Origin of the sequence: Rhizobium oryzihabitans, from assembly GCF_010669145.1 — a bacterium.
Classification (GTDB): domain Bacteria; phylum Pseudomonadota; class Alphaproteobacteria; order Rhizobiales; family Rhizobiaceae; genus Agrobacterium; species Agrobacterium oryzihabitans.
This window is the reverse complement of record NZ_CP048635.1, coordinates 795,174-820,345: the sequence shown is the minus strand read 5'-3', so window position 1 is coordinate 820,345 and position 25,172 is coordinate 795,174. Positions and strand designations below refer to the sequence as shown.

22 protein-coding genes, 1 tRNA gene and 2 pseudogenes are annotated in these 25,172 nt (G+C 60.1%); 24 read left to right on the top strand and 1 reads right to left on the bottom strand.

Annotation, left to right across the window (positions count from 1 at the left end):
• Window positions 1-9 precede the first annotated feature (9 nt).
• The 14 genes and pseudogenes from G3A56_RS20520 (at window position 10) to G3A56_RS20455 (ending at window position 18,160) form a co-directional block, all read left to right on the top strand.
• Window positions 10-1,178, top strand: a pseudogene (locus tag G3A56_RS20520) (hypothetical protein).
• A gap of 20 nt (window positions 1,179-1,198) precedes the next feature.
• A complete protein-coding gene (gene tolB / locus G3A56_RS20515) occupies window positions 1,199-2,506 on the top strand; it encodes a Tol-Pal system beta propeller repeat protein TolB (protein ID WP_035222753.1) in 1,308 nt (435 codons plus the stop codon).
• Between the two features lie 208 nt (window positions 2,507-2,714).
• Entirely contained in the window at window positions 2,715-3,248 is a 534-nt protein-coding gene (gene pal / locus G3A56_RS20510; protein WP_003506243.1) for a peptidoglycan-associated lipoprotein Pal, read from the top strand.
• A gap of 158 nt (window positions 3,249-3,406) precedes the next feature.
• Window positions 3,407-4,419 (top strand): annotated as a pseudogene (ybgF, locus tag G3A56_RS20505) (tol-pal system protein YbgF).
• A 30-nt stretch (window positions 4,420-4,449) separates the two neighbouring features.
• The gene (tilS, locus tag G3A56_RS20500; RefSeq protein WP_082185360.1) at window positions 4,450-5,781 is read left to right on the top strand and encodes a tRNA lysidine(34) synthetase TilS; all 1,332 of its coding nucleotides are present in this window, start codon (window positions 4,450-4,452) and stop codon (window positions 5,779-5,781) included.
• 154 nt (window positions 5,782-5,935) lie between these two features.
• Window positions 5,936-7,900: an ATP-dependent zinc metalloprotease FtsH gene (gene ftsH, locus G3A56_RS20495; protein ID WP_082185361.1), complete on the top strand. Its 1,965-nt coding sequence runs from the start codon at window positions 5,936-5,938 to the stop codon at window positions 7,898-7,900.
• Between the two features lie 192 nt (window positions 7,901-8,092).
• On the top strand, window positions 8,093-9,445 hold the full coding sequence (glmM, locus tag G3A56_RS20490; protein ID WP_082185362.1) for a phosphoglucosamine mutase: 1,353 nt from the start codon (window positions 8,093-8,095) through the stop codon (window positions 9,443-9,445).
• Window positions 9,446-9,625: 180 nt separating this feature from the next.
• A complete protein-coding gene (locus G3A56_RS20485; RefSeq protein WP_082185363.1) occupies window positions 9,626-10,474 on the top strand; it encodes an outer membrane protein in 849 nt (282 codons plus the stop codon).
• Between the two features lie 208 nt (window positions 10,475-10,682).
• Window positions 10,683-11,861, top strand: coding sequence for a phosphoserine transaminase (locus G3A56_RS20480; protein ID WP_082185364.1), 1,179 nt, complete (start codon window positions 10,683-10,685; stop codon window positions 11,859-11,861).
• Between the two features lie 83 nt (window positions 11,862-11,944).
• Window positions 11,945-13,540 (top strand): phosphoglycerate dehydrogenase, encoded by a 1,596-nt coding sequence (gene serA / locus G3A56_RS20475; RefSeq protein ID WP_035222256.1) that lies wholly within the window; start codon window positions 11,945-11,947, stop codon window positions 13,538-13,540.
• Window positions 13,541-13,764: 224 nt separating this feature from the next.
• A complete protein-coding gene (locus G3A56_RS20470) occupies window positions 13,765-14,841 on the top strand; it encodes a Tim44 domain-containing protein (protein ID WP_137067604.1) in 1,077 nt (358 codons plus the stop codon).
• Between the two features lie 512 nt (window positions 14,842-15,353).
• Window positions 15,354-16,544, top strand: a complete 1,191-nt coding sequence (locus tag G3A56_RS20465; RefSeq protein WP_003497552.1) for an OpgC family protein — start codon at window positions 15,354-15,356, stop codon at window positions 16,542-16,544.
• Between the two features lie 207 nt (window positions 16,545-16,751).
• Window positions 16,752-17,948: a tRNA 2-thiouridine(34) synthase MnmA gene (gene mnmA, locus G3A56_RS20460; protein ID WP_082185365.1), complete on the top strand. Its 1,197-nt coding sequence runs from the start codon at window positions 16,752-16,754 to the stop codon at window positions 17,946-17,948.
• 135 nt (window positions 17,949-18,083) lie between these two features.
• Window positions 18,084-18,160, top strand: a tRNA-Met gene (locus G3A56_RS20455).
• Window positions 18,161-18,375: 215 nt separating this feature from the next.
• Here the strand turns inward: G3A56_RS20455 and G3A56_RS20450 are convergent.
• Window positions 18,376-18,675, bottom strand: coding sequence for a hypothetical protein (locus G3A56_RS20450; protein WP_082185417.1), 300 nt, complete (start codon window positions 18,673-18,675; stop codon window positions 18,376-18,378).
• Between the two features lie 559 nt (window positions 18,676-19,234).
• On the opposite strand from G3A56_RS20450, the gene G3A56_RS20445 reads away from it, so the two are divergent.
• The 10 genes from G3A56_RS20445 (at window position 19,235) to G3A56_RS20400 (ending at window position 25,168) form a co-directional block, all read left to right on the top strand.
• A complete protein-coding gene (locus tag G3A56_RS20445) occupies window positions 19,235-20,509 on the top strand; it encodes an integrase family protein (protein ID WP_097143145.1) in 1,275 nt (424 codons plus the stop codon).
• Window positions 20,510-20,637: 128 nt separating this feature from the next.
• Window positions 20,638-21,084, top strand: a complete 447-nt coding sequence (locus G3A56_RS20440) for a MerR family transcriptional regulator (protein WP_097143146.1) — start codon at window positions 20,638-20,640, stop codon at window positions 21,082-21,084.
• Window positions 21,074-21,649 carry a PIN domain-containing protein gene (locus G3A56_RS20435; protein ID WP_097143147.1) on the top strand — a complete coding sequence of 192 codons (576 nt, stop codon included), beginning with the start codon at window positions 21,074-21,076 and terminating at the stop codon, window positions 21,647-21,649. Before G3A56_RS20440 ends, G3A56_RS20435 begins: the two co-directional genes overlap by 11 nt.
• A gap of 138 nt (window positions 21,650-21,787) precedes the next feature.
• Entirely contained in the window at window positions 21,788-21,979 is a 192-nt protein-coding gene (locus G3A56_RS20430; RefSeq protein WP_097143148.1) for a hypothetical protein, read from the top strand.
• A complete protein-coding gene (locus tag G3A56_RS20425) occupies window positions 21,976-22,209 on the top strand; it encodes a hypothetical protein (protein ID WP_097143149.1) in 234 nt (77 codons plus the stop codon). The genes G3A56_RS20430 and G3A56_RS20425 overlap by 4 nt, the downstream gene beginning before the upstream one ends.
• A complete protein-coding gene (locus tag G3A56_RS20420) occupies window positions 22,206-22,397 on the top strand; it encodes a hypothetical protein (protein ID WP_097143150.1) in 192 nt (63 codons plus the stop codon). Before G3A56_RS20425 ends, G3A56_RS20420 begins: the two co-directional genes overlap by 4 nt.
• 270 nt (window positions 22,398-22,667) lie before the next feature.
• A complete protein-coding gene (locus G3A56_RS20415; RefSeq protein ID WP_097143184.1) occupies window positions 22,668-23,621 on the top strand; it encodes an ArdC family protein in 954 nt (317 codons plus the stop codon).
• The gene (locus tag G3A56_RS20410) at window positions 23,621-24,400 is read left to right on the top strand and encodes a hypothetical protein (RefSeq protein WP_097143183.1); all 780 of its coding nucleotides are present in this window, start codon (window positions 23,621-23,623) and stop codon (window positions 24,398-24,400) included. Before G3A56_RS20415 ends, G3A56_RS20410 begins: the two co-directional genes overlap by 1 nt.
• Window positions 24,397-24,840, top strand: a complete 444-nt coding sequence (locus G3A56_RS20405) for a hypothetical protein (protein ID WP_097143182.1) — start codon at window positions 24,397-24,399, stop codon at window positions 24,838-24,840. The genes G3A56_RS20410 and G3A56_RS20405 overlap by 4 nt, the downstream gene beginning before the upstream one ends.
• On the top strand, window positions 24,827-25,168 hold the full coding sequence (locus tag G3A56_RS20400) for a hypothetical protein (RefSeq protein WP_097143181.1): 342 nt from the start codon (window positions 24,827-24,829) through the stop codon (window positions 25,166-25,168). Before G3A56_RS20405 ends, G3A56_RS20400 begins: the two co-directional genes overlap by 14 nt.
• The last annotated feature ends 4 nt before the right edge of the window (window positions 25,169-25,172 follow it).

Genomic DNA, 25,172 nt, shown 5'->3' with positions numbered 1-25,172 from the left:
CGTAGAACGATGAAGGGCAGCATCACCACATCCGCGATCGTGCATGCGTCGCTTCTGGCTTTCGCCCTCGTTTCCCTGGGCTCGCCGGAACCGCTCGACGTGTCGCAGGCCGAGGCCTTGCCGGTGGAACTGGTGCCCATTGAGGAACTGAGCCAGATTCAGCAGGGCGATAAGAACGCTCCGAAAGCGGAGAAGTCGGCACCTGTTCCGACCACGCGTCCGGATATCGTCGAGAACGCCCAGAATGTCGGCAACAACACGGCCGATCTTGACGCGCCGCCGACGCCGACCACCAAGCCCAACGACAATATCAGCGCCGCCGCCCGCCAAAGCAGGAAAAACCGCAACCGGTCGTCGACACCAAGGCGAACGAGGTGAAGGAAATCGTCAAGGAAGAGACCTCGGCTCCCAAACCGCAGGAAATGGCTGCCTTGCCGCAAACCAAGCCTGAAATTGCGCCGCAGCCGAAGACGGAGCCGCCGCCGCAGGAAACCAAGGCGGAAGAACCGCCGCCGGCCGCGCAGGAGCCGGCCGAAATCCCCGTGCCGCAGAACGTGCCGCGCCCGAACTCCCGCCCCGAACCGCCGAAGCCGGAAGAGCCGAAGCAGGCTGAAACCAAGCCTGCCGAGCAGAAGCCCGCTGAAAAACCGGCGGAGACCAAGCCCGATCAGGCAAAGTCCACCGACAAGCCTTCCGACAAGAAGCCGGGCGAGAAGAAGCAGGAGACGGCGAAATCCGCTTCGTCCAAGGAAAGCGATTTCAACGCCGACGATGTTGCCGCCCTGTTGAACAAGCAGGCGCCCTCCGGTGGCGGCGCGAAGCGGTCGACGCAAACCGCTTCGCTTGGCGGCAAGAAAACGACGGGCGGTTCGACGCTCAGCCAGACGGAAATGGATGCGCTGCGTGGCGCGATCCAGAAGAACTGGCAGATCATTCCCGGCATGGCGGATGCCTCGGACGTTCGCGTTCGGGTCACCATGAAGCTCGACCGTGATGGAACCATCATCGGCCGTCCCGAGATCGAGGCAACGGGTGGTTCCGAAGGAACGCGCCGTGCTCTTTCCGGCGGAGCCTATCGCGCCATCATGCGTTCCGCTCCGTTCACCAACCTTCCTGCCGACAAATATGACGCATGGAACGAAGTCGTTGTGAACTTCGATCCCAGTGAATTGCTATGAATGCTGAAAGGCCTGGCAACATGAAAATATTTTCGCCGATCCGGCTGGTGCTCGCTGTCGCGGCCCTCATGTCGGTTTTCTCCGCACCGGCTTTTGCGCGGGTGGAAATCAACATCAACAAGGGTAACGTCGAGCCCTTGCCCATCGCCATCACCGACTTCATGTCGGGTGACGGCATCGGTGCACAGGTCTCGGCCGTCATCGCCGCCGATCTGCAGCGCTCCGGTCTTTTCGCGCCGGTCAACAAGAGCGCCTTCATCGAAAAGATTACCAGCCCGGATCAGCAGCCGCGTTTTGAAGACTGGAAGGTCATCAACGCCCAGGCGCTTGTGACCGGCCGCGTGACACGCGAAAGCGATGGCCGCCTGCGCGCCGAGTTCCGCCTGTGGGATACTTTCGCAGGCCAGCAGATGACCGGCCAGCAGTTCTTCACCCAGCCGGAAAACTGGCGTCGTGTCGCCCATATCATCGCGGATGCCATCTATGAGCGCATCACCGGTGAAAAGGGTTACTTCGACACACGCGTTGTCTTCGTCTCCGAAAGCGGCCCGAAGACGGCCCGCAAGCGCCAGCTGTCGATCATGGACCAGGACGGTTTCAACGTCCGTAACCTCACCAATTCCAATGACATCGTTCTGACGCCGCGTTTCTCGCCGAACCGTCAGGAAGTGACCTATATGTCCTTTGAGGGCCAGCAGCCGCGCGTTTACCTGCTGCAGCTGGAAACGGGACAGCGCGAAGTGGTCGGCAACTTCCCCGGCATGACCTTCTCGCCGCGCTTCTCGCCGGATGGCCAGAAGGTGATCATGAGCCTCCAGCAGGACGGCAACGCCAATATCTACACCATGGACCTGCGCTCGCGCACCACGACGCGGCTGACGAACACGTCCGCGATCGATACGGCGCCATCATTCTCCCCGGATGGGCAGCGTGTCGCCTTTGAAAGCGACCGCGGCGGCCGTCAGCAGATCTACGTAATGAATGCCGATGGCTCCGGCCAGCAGCGCCTCTCCTTCGGCGATGGGTCCTATTCCACGCCGGTATGGTCGCCGCGCGGCGATCTGATCGCCTTCACCAAACAGTCCGGCGGCAAGTTCTCGATCGGCGTGATGAAGACCGACGGTTCGGGCGAGCGCATTCTGACCAGTGGCTTCCACAATGAAGGCCCGACCTGGGCGCCGAACGGCCGCGTGCTGATGTTCTTCCGTCAGAACGCCGGTGCCGGCGGTCCGCAGCTCTATTCGATCGACCTGACGGGCTATAACGAACAGCTCATCAAGACGCCGACCTTTGCTTCGGACCCGGCATGGTCGCCGCTTCTGGACTGATATGACTGTCATGACGGCGCCGGAATATCCGGCGCCGTCATGTTTTATGCATGCCATGCGGGAATGCGCCTCTTTCTTGCCGCAAACTGTTGTGAGGGAGCAAAAAAGTGGGACATTTCCTTTCTGTTAACCATAAGCGTTTGCCGGCTATTAACCGCGATCAGTTAGTGTCTGGCAACGTTATTGAAATTCCAAGGAGAGACCGGCGATGAGCCGTACACACATTTCGGCACTCAGCCCGATGCAGAAACTGGCCCGTAACCCGGCTGTCATCGCCATGACGCTCGCGCTTGCTCTCGCAGGCTGCGCGAACAAGAAGAACATGCCGAACAGCGCCGGTGAACTCGGCCTTGGTGGCGCGGGTTCCGCAACGCCGGGCTCCCAGCAGGACTTCACGGTCAATGTCGGCGACCGCATCTTCTTCGACACGGACTCGACTTCGATCCGCGCCGATGCGCAGCAGACCCTGCAGCGCCAGGCACAGTGGCTCGCCCGTTACCCGAACTACGCCATCACGGTCGAAGGCCATGCCGACGAACGCGGTACGCGCGAATACAACCTTGCACTCGGCGCCCGTCGTGCTGCTGCAACCCGCGACTTCCTGGCTTCCCAGGGCGTTCCGGCCAACCGCATGAAGACGATCTCCTACGGCAAGGAAAAGCCGGTCGCTGTTTGCGACGACATCTCCTGCTGGTCGCAGAACCGCCGCGCCGTGACGGTTCTCGGTGGCGCGGGCATGTGATTGCCTGACGTTATTGTGATCTCGAATGGGAGGCGGTCTTCGGGCCGCCTTTCGTTTTTTTCATAGTTTGGCCGAAGTTAAGTTGCTTTTTTGGTTGATATGGAAAAAATCCGGCTTGCGCCATTCCGGTGCAAATCAGTTAAGGCAGGACGAATGAGATGAAGAAACTTGTCGTGGCGGGAATGCTGGGGCTTGCAGCCTGCACCGGCCTGAGCGGCACAGCCGTTTCGGGTCCGCTGTTCGGTGCGGGGGGTAGCTTCGGCACGATCAACTCTCAGCAGCCCCGGTCGTCCGGGTTCAGGCCAATGAAGCCTACAGGGTTCAGCAGCTTGAAGAACAGATCCGGCAGCTCAACGGCCGTATCGAGGAAATGAGCTTCCAGCTTCTGCAGATGCAGGAAACGATCCGCAAGGCGCAGGAAGACAATGAATTCCGCTTCCAGGAACTGGAAAGCGGCAATGCCGGCGGCAAGGCCGCAAGTCCTGCAACGCCGAAAAAGAAGGCGGAGGCCAGTCCGGTAAGTCCGGCCACACCACCGACCGACGACGTTGCAACGATTATCGAAACGCCACCCGAGGGTGGCGCTTCCGTTTCGCCGTCTGCCCCGTCAAATGCGCCGAGCAGCGCGCCGGGAGAGACGACGCTTGGCTCCATCGAGCTTGATTCCAAGGGAATGCCTATCGGCGGCACGCTGAATCAGGGCGCCAATAATTCCTCCGGCAGCCTTCCGGGCGTCACCACCGGCAACGGTTCGCGCAAGACCGATCCGGTCAATACGGCGGCGCTGACCAGCGAGAGCGATATCTATCAGGCTGCTTACGGCCATGTTCTTTCCGGCGACTACAAGCTGGCGGAGCAGGGGTTCCAGCAATATCTCCAGGGTTATCCCAAAGGCACGAAGGCTGCGGATGCCAGCTTCTGGCTGGGCGAGGCGCTATATTCGCAGGGCAAGTTCAACGAGGCTGCAAAAACCTTCCTGAACGGTCATCAGACCTACGGCAAATCTCCCAAGGCGCCGGAAATGTTGATGAAGCTCGGCATGTCGCTTGCCGCTCTGGACAATACCGAGACCGCCTGCGCAACGCTGCGCGAGGTGCCGAAGCGTTATCCCAGTGCTTCGAAGACCGTGCTGAACAAGGTTGCCAGCGAACAGAAGCGGCTGAGCTGCTGATTTTTCCCCTGCCATGGCGGCGGTTTTTCCATGCCGGTTGATGCCCGCATTCTGAACGGAAAGACAGTTGCGCCGCTTGCGGCGGCAAGGTCGTTCGTCGAAAAAATTCGCAAACCCGCCCATATCCTCGTTGCAATCTCCGGCGGCAGCGATTCCACCGGCCTGTTGCTGGCATTGCATGAGGCAGCGGCTGATAAAGGTCGTGACGAGGTGCGGGTGTCCGCCGTCACGATTGACCATGGGCTGAGAGCAGAATCGGCCGACGAAGCAGAGAAGGTCTCGTTGCTCTGCGCCGACCTCGACATTGCCCACGCGACGCGTCGTTGGGATGGTATCAAACCGGTCTCCGGTATTTCGGAAGCTTCCCGCCTTGCCCGATATCGCCTGATTGCCGAGGTGGCCCGTAAGATCGATGCCGATTTTATCGCGACGGGGCATACAATCGGCGACCAGCGGGAAACTGTCGCGATGCGAGCGGCCCGCAGCGGCGGCGAAGACAATCCCGGCCTTTCCGGCATGGCGGATGCCGTCTTATATGATGGACATCATTGGGTGGTGCGGCCGTTCCTGACCTGTGAAAGACAGGCGATCCGTGAGTTCGTATCGTCCCGCTCGCGTGGCTGGTTTGACGATCCGAGTAATGAGAATACTCGATATGAGCGTGTCCGCGTGCGGCAGTCGCTCCCTGATGCTCCGGTGCAGATTGATACGGAGGCCGCAGCAAAAAGGCAGGCGCTTTCCGAAAAAACGGCCATTTTCCTGAGTGAACACTTGGAAGTCTTTCATGCCGTGCTGGCCAGGTTTCCCGACAGCGCCATTCGCTGCGATCTTCCAGAGTTTAGGCACGGGCTGGCGACGATCATCGCCACGCTAGGCGGGCGGGCCTATCTCCCGGCCGCAAACAGCATGGCGCGGGTGTTGCAGTTCCTCAAAACGGGTGAGAACGGGCGGGCAACGATCGGTCGCGTCCTTCTGGACCGCCGGCGGGACGGGCTTTATCTTTTCCGGGAGCATCGAAACCTGCCGGAGCTTCGCGTGGAGGCCGGTGACGAGGCTTTTTGGGACGATCGCTTCCTTTTAAAAAACGGATCGGCTTTCCCCGCCCATGTCATGGCCGCTGGTTGCGTTGACGCTGCGGCAGCACTTTTTCCGTCTGTACCGGTGGGAGTGGCGAAACAGGCCATGGCCATCCTGCCGCAAATCACCGCACCGGCGGCTGGTTCGATCTCCGTGGAAGGCGCCGTCACCATCGTGCCGAGGCTTGCGCCCTTCGATCTTTTCCTGCCGCGCTTCGACCTTGAGTTGGCGGATGCGGTGGCCAATTTGTTCGGTCGCCCGGCATATCCACAGCCCCCGGTTTAAATCCGGCCTCTTTTTCGTGAATTGCCTTGGAATACTTTTTACACCAAAACGCATCAGATAACGCCCTTCGCCTTGGCAACGGCAGATGTCGTCCTTATGTTAGGGGCACGTAAGAGCGGGCAGCAAACATGCCCGTGTGAGTTCGGGGAGTTCGATGAACCCAAATTTCAGAAATTTCGCCTTGTGGGCCGTGATCGCCCTGTTGCTGATCGCGTTGTTCAGCATGTTCCAGACTTCGCCGACACAAACGGGTTCGCGGGAAATTCCGTATTCCCAGTTTATTCGCGATGTGGATTCCGGGCGAGTTCGCGACGTGACCGTGACGGGTAACCGGGTTCTTGGAACCTATACCGAAAACGGCACGGCCTTTCAGACCTATTCCCCCGTTATCGACGACAGCCTGATGGAGCGCTTGCAGAGCAAGAACGTCACCATTGTGGCTCGTCCCGAGAGCGACGGCTCCTCCGGTTTTCTGAGCTATCTCGGCACGCTTCTGCCGATGTTCCTCATTCTCGGCGTCTGGCTGTTCTTCATGCGGCAGATGCAGGGCGGCTCGCGTGGCGCGATGGGCTTTGGCAAGTCCAAGGCCAAGCTCCTGACGGAAGCGCACGGCCGTGTGACGTTTGACGACGTTGCAGGCGTGGACGAAGCCAAGCAGGACCTTGAGGAAATTGTTGAATTCCTGCGCGATCCGCAGAAATTCCAGCGTCTCGGCGGCAAGATCCCACGCGGTGTGCTGCTTGTCGGCCCTCCCGGTACGGGTAAGACGCTTCTGGCGCGTTCCGTTGCCGGTGAAGCGAACGTTCCGTTCTTCACCATTTCCGGTTCGGACTTCGTGGAAATGTTCGTCGGCGTTGGTGCAAGCCGCGTGCGTGACATGTTCGAACAGGCCAAGAAGAACGCACCCTGCATCATCTTCATCGACGAAATCGACGCCGTCGGTCGCCATCGTGGCGCTGGTCTCGGCGGCGGTAACGACGAGCGCGAACAGACGCTGAACCAGCTGCTGGTCGAGATGGACGGCTTTGAAGCGAATGAGGGCATCATCCTCATCGCCGCCACCAACCGTCCTGATGTTCTTGACCCCGCACTTCTGCGTCCAGGTCGTTTCGACCGTCAGGTCGTTGTACCGAACCCGGATATCGTCGGCCGCGAGCGCATCCTCAAGGTGCATGTTCGCAACGTGCCGCTGGCGCCGAATGTCGATCTCAAGGTTCTGGCCCGTGGCACGCCCGGTTTTTCGGGTGCGGATCTGATGAACCTCGTCAACGAAGCCGCCCTGATGGCCGCCCGCCGTAACAAGCGTGTGGTCACCATGCAGGAATTCGAGGACGCCAAGGACAAGATCATGATGGGTGCGGAGCGTCGCTCCTCTGCCATGACCGAAGCCGAGAAGAAGCTGACCGCTTACCATGAAGCCGGCCATGCGATTACCGCGCTGAAGGTTGCGGTGGCTGATCCGTTGCACAAGGCGACGATCATCCCGCGCGGCCGTGCACTCGGCATGGTCATGCAGTTGCCGGAAGGCGACCGCTACTCCATGAGCTACAAGTGGATGGTGTCGCGTCTCGTCATCATGATGGGCGGCCGCGTTGCCGAGGAACTGACCTTCGGCAAGGAAAACATCACCTCCGGCGCGTCCTCGGATATCGAGCAGGCCACCAAGCTTGCCCGTGCCATGGTGACGCAATGGGGCTTCTCCGACGCTCTCGGCCAGGTTTCATACGGTGAAAATCAGCAGGAAGTGTTCCTTGGCCATTCCGTCTCGCAGTCCAAGAACGTCTCCGAGGCGACGGCCCAGACGATCGACACCGAAGTTCGCCGCCTGATCGACGAAGCCTATACCGAGGCACGGCGCATCCTGACGGATAACCACGATGGCTTCGTTGCCATTGCCGAGGGTCTTCTCGAATACGAAACCCTGACGGGTGACGAGATCAGGGCACTGCTGAAGGGCGAGAAGCCCGCGCGTGACCTGGGTGACGATTCTCCCGGCAGCCGTGGTTCGGCGGTGCCGAAAGCCGGCACCAAGAAAGACGGCCCGAGTGAAGTCAAGGGTGACGGCGAAGCCAAGGGTGACGGTGAGGCCGAAGGCGGCATGGAGCCGCAGCCGCATTGATCGCTTTCCAAAGATGATTGATTGTAAAAGGCCATCCGGTTTTCCGGGTGGCCTTTTCAGTTTGGTAACAAGATATAAGCCATTTTTGCGGTAATTTACGTGCTGTTTATCGTGGTTTGTGGCATCTAGCCAAAAAGCGCTTCCGGCTGTTTTCACCTTTTGCCGGAATGCTGGAAAAGATTTGGAGTTCAAATGGCACGCCGTTATTTCGGAACCGATGGTATCCGCGGACAATCGAACGTCTTCCCCATGACGCCGGATCTGGCGATGCGTGTGGGTATTGCGGTCGGAACGATCTTCCGCCGAGGCCATCATCGCCATCGGGTCGTCATCGGCAAGGATACGCGGCTTTCCGGTTATATGCTGGAAAACGCGCTGGTCGCCGGTTTTACCGCCGCCGGTCTCGACGTCTTCCTGCTTGGCCCCATTCCGACGCCGGCGGTTGCGATGCTGACCCGGTCGTTGCGTGCCGATATCGGAGTGATGATCTCGGCCTCGCACAACCCGTTTTCCGACAATGGCATCAAGCTGTTCGGCCCTGACGGATACAAGCTTTCCGATGAGCTGGAACTGGAGATCGAAGATCTTCTCGACAAGGATATTTACGCGCAGCTTGCCAAGCCGAGTGAGATCGGCCGCGCCAAGCGCGTGGATGGCGATATCTACCGCTATATCGAATTCGTCAAACGCACCCTGCCGCGTGATGTGACGCTGAGCGGGCTGCGGATCGCCATCGACTGCGCCAACGGCGCCGCTTACAAGGTGGCCCCGGCGGCACTCTGGGAACTCGGCGCAGAGGTCGTCACCATCGGTAATGAGCCGAACGGCATCAACATTAATCTCGAATGCGGCTCCACCCATCCCGAAGCCCTGCAGAAGAAGGTGCATGAAGTGCGGGCCGATATTGGCATCGCGCTCGATGGTGATGCGGACCGTGTGATCATTGTCGATGAACGTGGCGAGATCGTTGATGGCGACCAGTTGATGGCGGTGATTGCCGATAGCTGGGCCGACGACAAGACGCTGCGCGGCGGCGGCATCGTCGCCACTATTATGTCCAACCTCGGTCTGGAGCGCTTCCTCGGTGACAAGGGCCTCACCCTTGCGCGTACCAAGGTGGGTGACCGTTATGTGGTTGAGCACATGCGCAACCACAATTTCAACATTGGCGGCGAGCAGTCGGGTCATATCGTGCTCTCGGATTACGGCACGACGGGTGATGGCCTCGTGGCCGCCTTGCAGGTTCTTGCCCGCGTCAAGCGCTCGGGGCGCACCGTCAGCGAAGTTTGCCGCAAGTTCGAGCCTGTGCCGCAACTTTTGAAGAATGTGCGTATTTCGGGCGGCAAGCCGCTGGAAAATCCCGTCGTGCAGCAGGCGATTGCGGATGCGGAAAGCGCATTGGCCAATAATGGCCGCCTCGTCATTCGCCCTTCGGGCACGGAGCCGCTGATCCGCGTCATGGCTGAAGGCGACGATAGCGCGCAGGTGGAGCAGATCGTCAACGATCTCGTTGGCGTTATCTCGAACGCTCGTTCTGCCGCATAATTCAGTTTCCAGTAGTAACAAAAATCCGGCCTTCGCGCCGGCTCTTTCTTTGAGTGTTTGCTAATAAATATAGTGAATGATCGTGGTTAATCGGGACTTAACCATTTTACGCCAATCTCCGTGACTGAACCGTTCACTGGCAGCTGCCGCAACGCACGTGCCTCTTCTGGAGTGGAAGTCATGAAAAACGCCCTGGCTGGATTTCTGGCCGTTCTGCTGACCGGCACAAGCGCCGTCGGCGCCGATCTTTACCAAGCCGAACCCGCACCGGCCTATGTCGAGGCACCCGAAGTTCAGATCACGCAGTCGAGCGGCTGGTATCTGCGCGGCGACGTCGGTTATTCCTTCAACAAGCTGCGTGGCGCCCACTATTATCAGGGTGGACCGGGTGGTTATCTGCAGGATTTTGATACGGCGACGATCAAGGACAGCTATATCATTGGCGCAGGTGTCGGTTATCAGTTCAACAACTATTTCCGCAGCGACGTGACCTTCGACTATATGGGCAAGTCCGATTTCCGCGGCTCCACGAGCGGCGGTTGCGGTGTTTCGCCCTCGGGTGGATGCGTCTCGACCGATCTGAGTTCGCTCCGGGCCTATACACTGATGGCCAATGCCTATGTCGATCTTGGCACCTATGGCCGTGTCACGCCTTATGTCGGTGGTGGTATCGGCGGCTCCTATGTCAAGTGGGACAAGCTGCGCAATACCTCGTGCAGCACCAATGGCCTCGGCTGCGACCCGACCACGGAACACGGCGGCAAGGGCAAGTGGCGCTTCGCCTACGCCCTGATGGCCGGTGCCTCCATCGATATTACCTGTAATTTGAAGGCTGATGTCGGCTACCGTTTCCGCCACATCAACAAGGGCGACATGTTCGGTTACGAGAACAATGGTGGTCCGGGCCGAGACAAGGGCCTCTATTCGCATGAAGTGCGCGTTGGTGGCCGTTATGTCTTCAACGGTTGCGACACCGCGCAATACATGCCGCCTGCCGATATTCCGCTGCAGCCTGCCGTTTATAAATAAACGTCACGCCTGACTGATAGCTTCAAGCCGTCCGCATCCTCCTCGGGTGCGGGCGGTTTTTGTTTTAGCGGCATTACACATGACGCATATGGACCAAAATTCTCATGCGCAGCGACATATTCCGCTTGACTGCGACCGGCGACAGGAATAGCAACGGCGTCAGGACACTCCACCCTAACGTGGAGCGCCTATCTGGAAGGATAGTCAAATGACAGATATCGTGAAGCCGGACGTCCGTCCGGACAATACGCATTTTTCCTCTGGTCCCTGCTCGAAGCGTCCCGGTTGGTCGCTAGATGCTCTTTCCGATGCGCCGCTCGGTCGCTCGCATCGCGCCAAGGTTGGCAAAGCCAAGCTGAAGCAGGCCATTGATCTCACTCGCGAAGTTCTCAATGTTCCCGCCGATTATCGTATCGGTATCGTTCCCGCGTCCGACACCGGTGCCGTTGAAATGGCGCTCTGGTCGCTGCTCGGTGAACGCGGCGTTGATATGCTCGCCTGGGAAAGCTTCGGCGCTGGCTGGGTCACCGATGTCGTCAAGCAGTTGAAGCTGAAGGACGTTCGCAAGTTCGAGGCCGATTACGGCCTGCTGCCGAACCTTGCCGAAGTCGATTTCGACCGTGACGTGGTTTTCACCTGGAACGGCACCACCTCCGGCGTTCGCGTCCCCAATGCCGATTTCATCCCGGCTGACCGCAAGGGCCTGACCATCTGCGACGCCACTTCGGCGGCCTTCGCACAGGACATGGACTTTACCAAACTCGACGTCGTCACCTTCTCCTGGCAGAAGGTTCTGGGCGGTGAGGGTGGCCATGGCGTCATCATCCTTTCGCCCCGTGCTGTCGAGCGTCTGCTGAGCTACGCGCCGGCATGGCCGCTGCCGAAAATCTTCCGCATGGTTTCCAGCGGCAAGCTGATCGAAGGCATCTTCACCGGCGAAACCATCAATACGCCGTCCATGCTCTGCGTAGAGGATTACATCGACGCGCTGCTGTGGGCGAAGAACCTCGGTGGCCTCAAGGCACTGATCGGCCGTGCCGATGCCAATGCCAAGGTCATCTACGACTTCATCGAAAAGAATGACTGGATCGCCAACCTGGCCGTCAAGCCGGAAACCCGCTCCAACACCTCCGTCTGCCTGAAGATCGTCGATCCCGAGGTGCAGGCGCTGGATCCAGCCGCGCAGGCTGATTTCGCCAAGGGCGTCGTCGCCCTGCTCGAAAAGGAAAATGTCGCCCTCGATATCGGCGCTTACCGTGACGCACCGTCCGGTCTGCGTATCTGGGCCGGCGCCACCATCGAGACGGCGGATATGGAAGCCGTCATGCCCTGGCTCGCCTGGGCCTACCAGACGCAGAAGGCAGCACTTTCCAAGGCTGCCGCCTGATTTTGATACCGGCCCTGCGCTGATGCAGGGCCGCACATTCCCCGCTTTCAAAACTGCACCGTTTTTCAAGGAGCCCGTGAACCATGGCACCTCGCGTACTCGTATCCGACGAACTGTCGGAAACCGCCGTCCAGATTTTCCGTGATCGTGGCGTCGAAGTCGATTTCCAGCCGAAACTCGGCAAGGACAAGGACAAGCTTGCCGAAATCATCGGCAATTACGATGGTCTCGCCATCCGCTCCGCCACAAAGGCAACCGAAAAGCTGATCGAGGCGGCAACCAACCTCAAGGTCATCGGCCGCGCCGGCATCGGCGTCGACAATGTCGATATTCCGGCTGCATCGCGCCGCGGTATCATTGTCATGAACACGCCTTTCGGCAACTCCATCACGACAGCGGAACATGCGATTGCGCTGATGTTTGCCGTTGCGCGCCAGCTTCCGGCAGCCGACAGCTCCACGCAGGCCGGCAAGTGGGAAAAGTCGAAATTCATGGGTGTCGAAATCACCGGCAAGACGCTCGGCGTCATCGGTGCCGGCAATATCGGCTCCATCGTCTGCTCGCGTGCACTCGGCCTCAAGATGCATGTTCTGGCCTATGACCCCTTCCTGTCGCCCGAGCGTGCGCAGGAAATGGGCGTCACCAAGGTTGAGCTGGACGAGTTGCTAGCCCAGGCCGATTTCATCACCCTGCATGTGCCGATGACCGACAAGACGCGCGGCATTCTCAATGCAGAGAACCTTGCGAAGACCAAGAAGGGCGTGCGTATCGTCAACTGCGCCCGTGGCGGTCTGGTGGATGAAGCGGCCCTTGCCGACGCTATCAAGTCCGGCCATGTCGCCGGCGCCGGTTTTGACGTGTTCGAAGTCGAGCCCGCCACCGAAAGCCCGCTTTTCGGCCTGCCGAACGTCGTCTGCACGCCGCATCTTGGCGCATCGACCACGGAAGCGCAGGAAAACGTCGCCCTTCAGGTTGCCGAGCAGATGTCGGATTATCTCGTCAAGGGTGCCGTCTCCAACGCCATCAATATGCCGTCGATCACGGCCGAGGAAGCGCCGCGCCTGAAGCCGTTCATTCGTCTCGCGGATGTTCTCGGTTCCTTCGTCGGCCAGGTGCAGGAAAGCGCCACCAAGGAAATCGAAATCCTTTATGATGGCGCAACCGCCAACATGAATACCAAGGCGCTGACCAGCGCGTTGCTGGCCGGCCTGATCCGCAGCCAGGTTGCGGATGTGAACATGGTTTCCGCACCTGTGATGATCAAGGAAAAGGGCATCATCCTCTCCGAGGTCAAGCGCGATAAGACCGGCGTTTACGACGGTTACATCAAGCTGACGGTCAAGACGGAAAACCAGATCCGCTCGGTTGCCGGCACGGTGTTCTCGGATGGCAAGCCGCGCTTCATCCAGATCAAGAACATCAACATGGATGCGGATGTCGGATCGCACATGATCTACATCACCAACACCGACGTTCCCGGCATGATCGGCTTCATGGGCACCACGCTCGGCGAGGCTGGCGTCAACATCGCCAACTTCCAGCTTGGCCGCGAAAAGGAAGGCGGCGACGCCATCGCACTTCTTTATGTCGATGGCCCGGTTTCCGAAACCGTGCTGGACAAGCTGCGCGCCAACCCGGCGATCCGCCAGGTCAAGCCGCTGACTTTCAACGTCGACTGATCTTATCGTTCCTCCCAAGGGGACAATAAGGCCCGGTGCAGGGGAGACCCTGTGCCGGGTTTTTGTTTTTCCAGTTGTCGATTTTACCGCAATTTGCGCCGTACTCGCGCTTCGGTTGTATATCACGAAAAATTTAAGCCGTGTGGTCTAAAAATGATGATCATGAGTTGCTATATCGCCTGCTGACATGCCGCTCATGGGAGGGCGGCCAACAGGAGATAGTGATGTTTGCTGCCTTTCGGCGCTTCAAGGGTTTGTTCGCAGTCGCCGCGCTTGGTATCGCGGTGTCTTTCGTAGCGGTCGACATGGCGGAAGCACGCCGTGCAAGCGGCGGTTTCGGCAGCCGTGGCACGAGGACGTTTTCCACGCCGCCGGCAACCAATACGGCCCCCGGACAGACCGCGCCGATCAACCGCAGCATGACGCCCAATACCAATCAGGCAGCACCGAGCGCCGCTCAGCCGGCCCGCCCCGGCGCGCAGGCGCCACAGCAAAATCGTGGCCTGTTTGGCGGCATGATGGGTGGTCTGATGGGCGGCCTGTTGATGGGTGGTCTGTTCGGCATGCTGATGGGCGGCGGTTTTGGCGGCATGGCCGGTTTCTTCGGCATGCTGCTGCAGGTACTGCTTATCGGTGGTCTGGTCATGCTCGCCATGCGTTTCTTCGCATCGCGCCGTCAGGGCCAGCCCGCTTATGGTGCAGCCGGTGGCTCTCAGCGAACGGATCATTCCGGTTCTTCCTTTAATGGCGGCTCACAGGCAGGTCCTTCCGCGTCTTCGTTCAAGATTCCGAAGATCGGCGCGCTTGCCGGTGCTGCGGGCGGGGCTGCCGCGGCCACTGCCGCAACGGCGAAGCCGGTGGCGCACGAGAACGCCATTTCCGAAGGTGACGAGATCGGCATCACCCAGGGAGATCTCGAAACCTTCCAGAAAATGCTGGAAGACGTTCAGTCGGCTTATGGGGCCGAAGACTACGGCACGTTGCGCAAGCTGACGACGCCGGAAGCCATGTCCTACCTCGCCGAGGAATTGAGTGACAACGCCACGAGCGGCGTGAAAAACGAAGTGCGTGACATAACGCTGCTGCAGGGCGATGTCGCCGAAGCCTGGCACGAAGAGGGCCAGGATTACGCGACGGTTGCGATGCGCTACTCCGCGATCGACATTATGCGCGACCGCACCTCGGGCAAGGTTATCGAAGGTGACGACCAGCATCCTGCCGAAGCGGTTGAGATGTGGACCTTCGTCCGCCGTGGCGGCAACGACAACTGGCAGGTCGCCGCAATTCAGGCCGCTGCCTGAGGCGAAACATAGCCTTCTGTGAATAAATGGCCCGGAGGTTTTTACGAACCTCCGGGCTTTTGCGTGTCGTGATCTACGATGACGCGACGCTATCTTTCGCCGTGCCTTCTTTTTGATTCCGCCGGTACTTCAGCGACGCCGGCGAAAGGGCAAAGCTTTTCAAAAAAACGACTGATAAATCTAACGGGTGATATCTACATTGCCTTTTTGATCGCGATATCCGCTTCCCCCTGCCATGCAAGGGTTTGCGCCCTCTCCGTCGAGGTGTGGCGCCGGCGCATAGCTCATTTGCTCCACGGAATCGCCCTTTTTCATTCATCCGCCATTCAGTCCCCACATCCTAACCAGAACGCCTACACGTCAATGTTACTTTTCGCGCCGGTTCTAAACCGCTTTGGAAAGGGAACCTCAGGCGCAAATCAGCGTTGACAATCCAATTCCCGGCCCGCCTCCCGCAAGCCGGGCTGGGTGGCTGGGTAACGCAGGCCCTGTGAGAACGGAGAGCTATCGAGATGAAACGCTTTGACCTGATCGACGGGATGCGTGGTTACTTCCTCGTCTTCATGCTGATCAACCATCTGGTGTTTGCCGGCGGCTTCTGGCTGGTGGAAATCAATCACCGCCAGTTTGCCTTCGTGGAAGATGCGCAGGGTTTCGTCTTTTTGTCCGGTCTGCTGATCGGCATGGTCTATGCCCGCAAGATGATGAAATACGGTTATGACGCCGGCAAACAGATGATCTGGAACCGCGCGATGGAGCTCTATCGCTATGCGATGGGTCTCGTCATCGCCGTGTTGTTCTTCCGCATGGTTATCCCGCATGCGCCCTATATCTGGTACAACTGGCTGGGGATGACCTCGTTTGACGATCCGCTGCGTCTGGCGGCGATTGCGACATTCCTCTTCCAGCCGACCTTCATGGATATTCTGCCGCAGTACATCGTCTACATGCTGTTTGCACCGATCCTCGTTAAGCTGTGCCTTGACGGTAAATGGGCCTATGTCATGGCTGGCTCGCTGCTGGTCTGGATGGCCGGCCAGCTCGGTCTCCAGCAGATCGTGACGACGCCGCTCAACGAACTCGTCAAGGGTGCGGACGAGCAGGGCATCCGTGTCAGCTTCAACCTGCTGGGCTGGCAGCTGGTGTTCTATTCTGCGCTCGTGCTGGGCGCGATGACGGCGCAGAACCGCATTCCGTGGAAGGCGATCTTCTCGCCGCAGCAAACATGGCTTCCGAAGGCGGCACTTCTCATCTGCCTGTTTTTCATGCCGCTGCGCATCGCAACCGCCTGGGGCCTGATGCCGGAATTCGTGATGGGCAAGTTTTCCACCATGGAAATCCGCGCCGATTTCGGACCGGTCTACCTCATCAACTTCCTTGCTGTCGGCGTCGGTTTGACCTGGCTGGTGATCGCCGGTCCGAAGCATCACCGCCCGATCGTGCGCTCGATTGCCGAGGGTGTGATCTGGGTGCTGTCGCTGAAGTTCCTGCAGCTCCTCGGCCGCCATTCGCTTCAGGTCTATGTCTGGCACGTGGCCATTGTCTATGGCGTCTATTATCTGGACGGCCGTACGGCCGAACTGTCGCAGGTCAGCAAGACACTGATCGCCTTCACTGCAATCGGCTTGCTGGCTCTGCCGGCCCTGTGGCGGGAGCGCGACAAGTGGATTGGCAGCAGTGGCCAGAAGACGGCCGGCGCTTAACAGCCTGTCACAACCTCAATCTGATGGCTATACGGGGCGGTTTTCCGCCCCGTACTTGCGTGCGCGGCCATTCCTTTCTATATGCAGCCCTTAAATCCGCATGATGGCGAGGCAGAACAGTCCGGTTTTCCGGCTGATGCTCACGCGGCGGATGACCGACAGGCGGCGGGGCCTTTACCCCCGTTATGACTGACGATGGGAAAAAACGTGAATACGCTCGATTTTGACAAGAGGCCGGAAGACACCCGGATCGTTGTCGCCATGTCCGGTGGCGTCGATTCCTCGGTTGTGGCCGGTATCCTTAAGCGCGAGGGCTACGATGTCCTCGGCATAACCCTCCAGCTTTATGATCACGGTGCGGCCGTGCACCGCGCCGGCTCCTGTTGCGCCGGGCAGGACATTGACGATGCGCGCAGGGTCTGCGAAACGCTCGGCATTCCCCACTATGTGCTGGATTATGAAGCGCGGTTCCGTGAAACTGTCATCAATCCCTTCGCCGAAGCCTATGCGATGGGTGAAACGCCGATCCCCTGCGTCGCCTGCAACCAGACGGTAAAATTCGCCGATCTGCTCGCGACGGCAAAGGAACTCGGTGCCGATGCGCTGGCGACCGGCCATTATATCCGCTCGCGTCCCAACCCCGTTGCCGGTCAGCCCGGCCGCCGCGCGCTTTATCGCCCGATCGACAGCGACCGTGACCAGAGCTGGTTCCTGTTTGCGACGACGCAGGAGCAGATCGACTATCTGCGCTTTCCGCTCGGCGGCCTCTCCAAGGCCGAGACGCGCGCTTTGGCAGAAGATATGGGTCTGGTCGTGGCCAAGAAGGCCGACAGTCAGGACATCTGTTTCGTGCCGCAGGGCAAATATACCGATATCATCAACAAGCTGAAGCCGAATGCGGCATTGGCGGGCGATATCGTCCATCTGGACGGCCGCGTGCTCGGCCGTCATGACGGCATCGTGCATTACACCATCGGCCAGCGCCGGGGCATCGGTGTTGCAACCGGAGAGCCGCTCTATGTGGTGCATCTCGATGCACGTGGGCGCCGGGTTATCGTCGGGCCGCGCGAAGCGCTGGAAACCCGCCGTGTCTACCTGCGCGACATGAACTGGCTTGGCGATGGCGAGCTTGCAGCGGATGCCGGGCAGGGCTTTGCCTGTTTCGCCAAGGTGCGCTCCACCCGCCCGCCAACCGAAGCGATCCTGCATGCCGACGAAAACGGTATCTATGTGGATCTGATGACCGGTGAGGCCGGTGTCGCTCCCGGTCAGGCCTGCGTGCTCTATTCCGCACCCGGCGCGGATGCCCGCGTTTACGGTGGCGGCTTCATCGAACGTTCGGAACGCTCGGTGGACGCCGAGGCTTCGCTGAAGGCGCTTTTGGAAAAGCCGGTTGCCGCCTGAAACAATTCGGTTTTCACCGCCGTGTGGAAAGCGAATTTTTTGCGCGTCATGCGCTTGACACTTTGGGGAGCGGCACCTTATAAGCCGCTCATCCTGATGGAGCGGACGGTCACATGACTGTCACGGTTCCACTGTGGCGGGGTAGCTCAGGTGGTTAGAGCAGCGGAATCATAATCCGCGTGTCGGGGGTTCAAGTCCCTCTCCCGCTACCATTTTTCATCTAAAATCAAATATTCGCTGGCGTGTTCCGAGCGCTTCTTGTCGTCTGCCAAAAGGCCGCAAGTGGTCTCGCGCTTTGTGTCGGCCGCTAATGGTCGCCAAAAAAAGGGAAACCCGCCCGCTGTCAAATGCAGCCGACGGGTCTCAACCTTTACCCCCTCCCACAAGGGCGGGTGAACAAAAGCACATCAAATGAATTATGGCAAGATCATGGCGACCATATTGTTGCGGTGGATGGCCCGGTGCGCCAGTTTAGTGGCGGATGGCAGAGTGTGACCACCTCCTTATGCCGCTCATAGGGCGATTGGTAGGACACGACATTCTCACTGCAGCGCATTTCAGCCTGATTCGAATAGACGTTTTGCGCGACGCGTTGGTGATAATGCGTCTTGTGCCGCGGAGCCTGATCCTGGCCATAGACGATCATGTCGGCGGCAAAAGATGCGGCTGGCGCTAGGAAGACGGTGAGTGCGGCAAAGAGGGCGGTGCTTTTGAGATTTGCGGACATGGGTTGTTTCCCCGGCGTTGATCAACGCAGGAGAACGCCTTTCACGGGAAGCTGTTCCGCGGCGTCATTCATTTTTCGCCGGCGACACTTGCCCCAAAAAAATGCCCGCTCGCGGCGGGCAATTCAGAGGGGAACTGAGGTTAGGAGCCTCGCGTCAGAAACGCTCGTTCCTGTCATAGGTTCCCAGCGCGCCGGTAATTTTATGGCGTACTCGCTGATTGAACATCGTGAAGGCGGTGAGCGCAGAATAATATGTCGAGACTTCGGCTGCCTGAGGCAACGCGGTTTCACTGCAAAATCTGTCTTTGGGAAGTTTGGAGCGGGCGAAGGGATTTGAACCCTCGACCCCAACCTTGGCAAGATTGACGAGACCCTACGCTACACTATCCGAATTCTCTCTATCATACTAAAATAATTATATAATTTCATTTTTGCATCGCCGTCTGTATCCGTCAAATACGCTTCCATTTCTCTTTTTCCGCTGACAACTTGCTGACAAAGGCCAAGCAGTTATGCTATTGTCAGCAAAATCGTCAACCGCAGTCAGAGAGGAAGCAACATGGCCAAACTCACCAAGCGGGCACTCGAAGCCATGACCCCGCCCGAGAAGGGCAAGCAGGCATTCTTGTGGGACGGCGAACTCCGGGGTTTCGGAGTCCGCATGCTCCCCTCCGGTCTCCAGACGTTCGTGCTGAATTATCGAAACGCGGCCAACAAGGAACGGCGCATTAATCTCGGCCGTTTCGGAGTGATGACCGTTGAGCAGGCTCGCGAAAAGGCCAAGGTCAAGCTCGGCATGATCGCGGACGGAGACGATCCTGCCGATGCCGACAAGGACCCGCATCACCAGCAGACAGTCTCTGCCTTGTGTGACTGGTATCTCGCCGAGGCCGAGGCTGGCCGCATCCTCGGCCGCCGCAATCGGCCGATCAAGAAATCGACGCTCGCCATGGACAAGAGCCGCATCGAAACGCACATCAAGCCGCTCCTCGGCAGTCGCCTCGCGCATACGCTGAAGGTGGCCGATATCGAGGGGATGCAGTCGGATATCGTGGCCGGCAAGACGGCGAAGCCGCGAGGCGGAGGTCGAGGCGGCGTCACGACCGGCGGCCCCGGCGTTGCCTCCCGCGCCGTCGGAACGCTCCAGAGTATCCTTGGTCACGCCGCCCGCCTCGACAAAATCGAAAGCCATCCGAGCCGCGGCGCGCGAAAGCTCGCGGGCAAGAAGAAACAGCGGCGGTTGAGCGTGGCCGAGATCAAGAAACTCGGCGCCGCGATGCGGCACGCGGAACGCAACGGCGAAAGCCCTGTGGCCCTCGCCATCGTCCGCTTCCTGGCGCTCACAGGCTTCCGCATCTCAGAGGGACAAGGCGTGCAACGCCATTGGCTCAACGCCGGGGTCGGCTACGTGGCTTTCCCCGACACCAAGAGCGATGCGCAGATCCGTGCGATCGGCCCTTCCGCCGCGAAGATCGCTGCCAGCCAGCCGGCTCGCGGCAATAATCCGTATGTCTTCCCGTCCGATATTACCGACGGCCATTTCACGTCGGCCAAGGCCTGCCTCTTCAGGCTCTGCGCCAGCGTCGGTATTGAGGGTGTCACGCCGCACACGCTGCGCCACACCTTCGGCAGCGTCGCCGGCGATCTCGGCTTCTCCGAGCTGACGATCAGGGCACTGCTTGGCCATGCTGCTCAAAGCGTGACACAGGGCTATGTCCATATCGATGAGGCCCTGAAGCTCGCCGTCACCCGCACCTGCGAGGAAATCGCCTCCCTCCTGGATGAAGAGGACAAAGCCGTGTTTCCCGAACAGGTAGAAAGGCAGGCGGCGTGATGGCGCAGAGCACGGACCCGCACCTTGCCGGCGACGGCTCCCGTCGCCGGTCCCGCAAGGTGTGTTCGATTTCAGTTATTGCAGTTGATGACGTATATCCCTATATTGGCAGGCAAGGAGAACATGCCATGGCCAGCCAAGTCGTCCAGTTTGCCGGCCTTTCGGACCGGGATCGCAAGAATGTAACGCACCTGCCGAAACTCGGCGAGGGCGATCATGTCGAACTGCATGTCCGCCGCCGGGACGGTGCGGAGCAGACGGTTTCACTGCCGCCGGCCGCCGCCAATGCCATAGAAACCCTGCTTTCGCGGCTGCTCAGCGGCGAACGGGTGGCGGTCATTGCCGAGAATCAGGAACTGAGCCCGACCGAAGCCTCGACCATTCTCGGCATCTCTCGTCCGCTTGTCGTCCATCGCATGGACATCGGCGACCTGCCGTTCCGCTACGTCGGAAAGCATCGCCGCGCCTCGCTCAAGGACGTGCTGGCGCTGAAGGCGCAGCTCGACGTCCAGCGCAAGGCCATGCAGGATCTGGCGGCTGACGCCGAGGACCTCCATCTGCGCTATGGCATTTAGTCTCTCCGTCGCAGTCTGCGATGCCTGCATCCTCTATCCGTTCCATTTGAGAAATATCATCGTCCAGGCCAGCGTCGATCGCCTGTTCCATGCGCGCTGGACCGACACGATCCATGACGAATGGATGCGCAACCTCGTGGCCAAAACGCCGGGCCTCTCGATCGACCGGCTGGAAGCCACCAAGCGCCTCATGGACGTCGCCCTGCCGAGCGCGATGGTCGCCGGATACGAAAGGCATGTTCAGGCCGTCAGTCTCCCCGACCCGGATGATCGTCATGTCGCAGCGGCCGCCATCGAGGCCGGTGCATCGACAATCATCACCTGGAACCTGCGCGATTTTCCGGTCGGCGAGCTGCGCAAGCATGGCCTCATGCGTCAGTCGCCGGATGTTTTCCTTGCCGCTCTCTACGAGCACGTTCCGGAGCAGCTTGTCAGCTCGCTGGCGAATGCGCGGAGCAATCTCAGCCGGTCGCGTGTTTCGGCCACAGACTTCATCGGCATCCTGCGCGACCAGAAGCTCATCAGGCTGGCGGCGCAGATCGAGAAACACGTCGGCGATCTCTAGGGCGGTTTTCTCCGTTCCCTGAAACCCTGATCCACGGTTTTACGTGTTTCCGGCTTTACGCCGAAGACGACATTCCCCGGCTCGTTGCAATATCCCGGTGCACAGCCAGTCCGATTTCAGAGTGATGGTTCCGCACATATGGCCAAGAAGCCGGTCGAACGACTTGATCCGACACAATCCACGATAAAGAAACTCTTCGCCTATAGCGGAAACCAATGCGCGATCCCCGATTGCCAGGAGCGGCTTGTCGACGCAAGCGGCGCCATGCTGGGCAAGATCGCCATATCTACGCCGCCGAAAAAGGCGGGCCGCGCTTCGATTCCAAGATGAGCAACGAAGACCGCCGCAGCTTCGACAGAGGTGTTCGACGTTACCGACTCGATGAAGAGGTCGAAGGGCTGGCTACCTTCATCGACCGACTGAAGGAGCTTCCCCTTGAAGAGCGCGCCTTCGCCATCAAGCTGACGGAGCGCATGAGGCACGAGACGTCGACAATCTGCCGGCTGAAGATGTGGCGGGCGCATTCAGCCTGGGTAAGACCAAGCTACGTCAGCGTATGAACCTGCTTGAGCATCATTTGCTTGGCGATATCACCGCGGGCCATGGTTACCAGCAATATATCGTGCGTCTGTGGGACCGCGATCCCGGCAGCAATCCCTGGATTGAAATGCTGGAATTCTGCGACAGGACCGGCATCGCCATCGACAGTCTCGTCTCCGATCTTAACTTCGCGCAATATGACGCATGACGGCATCGCCTCGATGCTATCGGCGGCATGGGCTTTGATTCGGAATTGCTGGTCGAGGTTCCAAGGCTGAATTCCGGACTGTCGTTTCCACGAGTTTCCGTATCTTGGGTGGGGGAAAGCTTTCCCCCTGGCCGGCACTGCGTTGCCGGCGCACCCTCTTCAGCGGGGAGACCCCGCAACGCCCCCTTAGAGTGAGAGTGCGGGCCGGGTTTTCCGCGACGGGTTGAGGGCTGGGAGAGAGGCTTCCGGCGCCCGTCGCGGAGAACCGCGATGTCCAGATATGACCGTACCGGATCGGATCGGGCAAACCTTTACGACGAAATTACCAACAAGATCATCGCCGAGCTGGAGGCCGGACGTATTCCCTGGGTGCAGCCCTGGGGCACGTCGGCAGCGAAAGCACCGCTCGGACTGTCGAGAAACGCCAGCACCGGCCGCAGCTACAGCGGCATCAATGTTCTCATCCTCTGGGGTGCCGTCATCGAGCACGGCTTTCCCGCTCAGGGCTGGCTCACTTTCCGCCAGGCCCTTTCCCTTGGCGGAAATGTCCGCAAGGGCGAACGCGGCACGACTGTCGTCTATGCCGACCGCTTCGTCCCCGACGACGAGAAAAAGCGTGCGCGCGACGCCGGCGAGGAAGCCCACGCTATCCCCTTCCTGAAACGCTTCACCGTGTTCAACACGGCGCAATGCGAAGGATTGCCCGAGGAGATCGAGACCATCGCGCCACCTCCGCCGCCCGGCATGATCGAGCCGCGCGTTGAGGCGCTCATCAAGGCGACAGGCATCGACTTCCACATCGGCGGCAATAAGGCTTTCTACATTCCGTCGCTCGATGTGGTGCACGTACCTCCGCCCGCCGCCTATTTCGAGCCGATCAACTGGCACAGAACTGCGCTCCACGAAGTCGGTCACGCGAGCGGCCATCACAGCCGGCTCAATCGGGATTTGTCCGGTTCCTTTGGCTCAAAGCCTTATTTTTTCGAGGAATGTGTGGCCGAAATTTCGAGCGCCTTTTGCTGCGCGGCGATGGGGATCGTCCCGACCGTGAGGCATAGCGACTACATTGGCGCGTGGATCGATACGATGCGCGCAGACAATCGCGTCATCGTCCGCGCAGCCTCGCAAGCCAGCAAGGCGGCCGACTGGATCTTGTCCTTCCTGCCGGAGGACGAGCGGCCCGTCGCCGAACCGGAAACCGCCATCGACAGGAGGGCCGCGTGATGCGCTTCCGTCGCTGGCACAGACCCGAACCCTATGGAGACACGTCGCGCAAACGCGCGGCGTTCCTGCGCAAGCAGCGCCTCGAACGCGAGGCCCTGCCGCTTTTCGCCGACGACATCGCTGCCGGTCAGCACAGCGTAGACGAGGAAATGGCCCGCCGCGCCGTCTGGTGGGACGAGGCCGAACGCGAGCGCCGCAGCCAGCGGGCGGCCTGGTGGCGCAAAGGCCGTGCCCGGCTGTTCGCGTTCCCCGATCCGTTGCGCCACCGCGTCCGCGAGATCTGGCGGACTTGCCCTTATCCGGCGGACCCGGCGAGCTTTACCGATTTTCTCCATCAGATCGCGGTCGGCAAGCTCGATCCCTACAGGCCACCGTGGGTCTTCCATCAGCAGCTCGCAGTGCGGATCACCCGCAACCCGGCAACCTTCGCCGACGCCTTCCGGCAGATCGGCAGGCGCAAGGCCGCTCTTGGGCAGAACGCGACCGAAGCCGACCAACTGCTGTTCTGCGGCAATCTCGGCTCCGGCATCCTTTTTCTCGCCTCACAAGCCCGTCCGATCGATCCGGACGAAAGCCTCCACATCCTCGACGGTCACAGCCTTGGCGGTTCCAATCTCGGCCGGGCCAGTCATTGGGTCGATATCGAGGTGTGCGGCAAATGCTCCGATGCGGATTTCGCGCTGATCGAGCGGCTCGCCCAGGCCAGCGACACGCGGCCCGTCGTCGTCCGGCGCATGGTTCGCGTCACGCCCGAGGTCAGGACGGGAGGCGCGGTATGACCGAACGCTCCCTTCCGTCCGGCCATAATGGCGGGCCTCCGCTCGATGGGCCTGATGCCCGGCAGGATGGCCGATGCAAAAACTGCATCCACTGGCACGCCCCGCCCGAACGCGAGCAGCGGGACTACGAAAATTTTCGGCTCGGCCTTTCGCGCCGGCGCGTCAAACGGCCTTCCGGAACGTGCGACCGCGTGTTGCTCGTCGGCCGGACTTCGACCGTCTTCTCCGCGACGACGGCGGATTTCTGTTGCCGGAATTTCGAGGCGAAGCCGCCGATGCCACGGCCTTCAGGTGGCGGTTTCGTCACGATCTGGAAGAACGGCCGGATCGTCTGGCAGGGACCGGAGGAGAAAATCCCGCCGCGCTTCCAGCAGCAGGATCTCGATCTTGACGATCCCGATGAAACTTCGGGGCAAGGCGGCGGCCATGATCGACCGTGAGCAGTTGCGCGCGGCCCTGGCGCGCATGGAAACCAGTCTTGCGGAAACCCGCCGCAACCTCGCCCTTGCCGAGCGTGCGCTCAGCGACCGGGCCGAAGCCGAGACGATCGGCCGGCGTCCGAAGGCGCGATACTATCATCGCCGGATGAGCCGGTGGACCGGCGCCGACGAGGTAGAATACCGGCGCGTTCTCGACGGCTTTCTGCTGGTGTCAGGTCCAGATATGGACCGGCTACGGCTCAGGATCGAGCGGCAGGAGGCGGCGATCGAGGCGCTGCGCCGGAAATACGGTGTCAACGCGCAGCGGCCTGGGTGCTTCGACTGGTGACGCC

Bases quoted from the DNA above. Each gene is read 5' to 3' on its own strand.
- G3A56_RS20445 (WP_097143145.1), top strand. From the start codon at position 19,235: ATGGCCAAACTCACCAAGCGGGCACTCGAAGCCATGACCCCGCCCGAG.
- G3A56_RS20435 (WP_097143147.1), top strand. From the start codon at position 21,074: ATGGCATTTAGTCTCTCCGTCGCAGTCTGCGATGCCTGCATCCTCTAT.
- G3A56_RS20480 (WP_082185364.1), top strand. From the start codon at position 10,683: ATGACAGATATCGTGAAGCCGGACGTCCGTCCGGACAATACGCATTTT.
- G3A56_RS20410 (WP_097143183.1), top strand. From the start codon at position 23,621: ATGCGCTTCCGTCGCTGGCACAGACCCGAACCCTATGGAGACACGTCG.
- tilS (WP_082185360.1), top strand. From the start codon at position 4,450: ATGCCGGTTGATGCCCGCATTCTGAACGGAAAGACAGTTGCGCCGCTT.
- G3A56_RS20485 (WP_082185363.1), top strand. From the start codon at position 9,626: ATGAAAAACGCCCTGGCTGGATTTCTGGCCGTTCTGCTGACCGGCACA.
- pal (WP_003506243.1), top strand. From the start codon at position 2,715: ATGAGCCGTACACACATTTCGGCACTCAGCCCGATGCAGAAACTGGCC.
- G3A56_RS20470 (WP_137067604.1), top strand. From the start codon at position 13,765: ATGTTTGCTGCCTTTCGGCGCTTCAAGGGTTTGTTCGCAGTCGCCGCG.
- G3A56_RS20420 (WP_097143150.1), top strand. From the start codon at position 22,206: ATGAACCTGCTTGAGCATCATTTGCTTGGCGATATCACCGCGGGCCAT.
- G3A56_RS20440 (WP_097143146.1), top strand. From the start codon at position 20,638: ATGGCCAGCCAAGTCGTCCAGTTTGCCGGCCTTTCGGACCGGGATCGC.
- G3A56_RS20450 (WP_082185417.1), bottom strand. From the start codon at position 18,675: ATGTCCGCAAATCTCAAAAGCACCGCCCTCTTTGCCGCACTCACCGTC.
- G3A56_RS20430 (WP_097143148.1), top strand. From the start codon at position 21,788: ATGGCCAAGAAGCCGGTCGAACGACTTGATCCGACACAATCCACGATA.
- ftsH (WP_082185361.1), top strand. From the start codon at position 5,936: ATGAACCCAAATTTCAGAAATTTCGCCTTGTGGGCCGTGATCGCCCTG.
- glmM (WP_082185362.1), top strand. From the start codon at position 8,093: ATGGCACGCCGTTATTTCGGAACCGATGGTATCCGCGGACAATCGAAC.
- G3A56_RS20415 (WP_097143184.1), top strand. From the start codon at position 22,668: ATGTCCAGATATGACCGTACCGGATCGGATCGGGCAAACCTTTACGAC.
- serA (WP_035222256.1), top strand. From the start codon at position 11,945: ATGGCACCTCGCGTACTCGTATCCGACGAACTGTCGGAAACCGCCGTC.
- G3A56_RS20400 (WP_097143181.1), top strand. From the start codon at position 24,827: ATGATCGACCGTGAGCAGTTGCGCGCGGCCCTGGCGCGCATGGAAACC.
- G3A56_RS20465 (WP_003497552.1), top strand. From the start codon at position 15,354: ATGAAACGCTTTGACCTGATCGACGGGATGCGTGGTTACTTCCTCGTC.
- G3A56_RS20425 (WP_097143149.1), top strand. From the start codon at position 21,976: ATGAGCAACGAAGACCGCCGCAGCTTCGACAGAGGTGTTCGACGTTAC.
- G3A56_RS20405 (WP_097143182.1), top strand. From the start codon at position 24,397: ATGACCGAACGCTCCCTTCCGTCCGGCCATAATGGCGGGCCTCCGCTC.
- tolB (WP_035222753.1), top strand. From the start codon at position 1,199: ATGAAAATATTTTCGCCGATCCGGCTGGTGCTCGCTGTCGCGGCCCTC.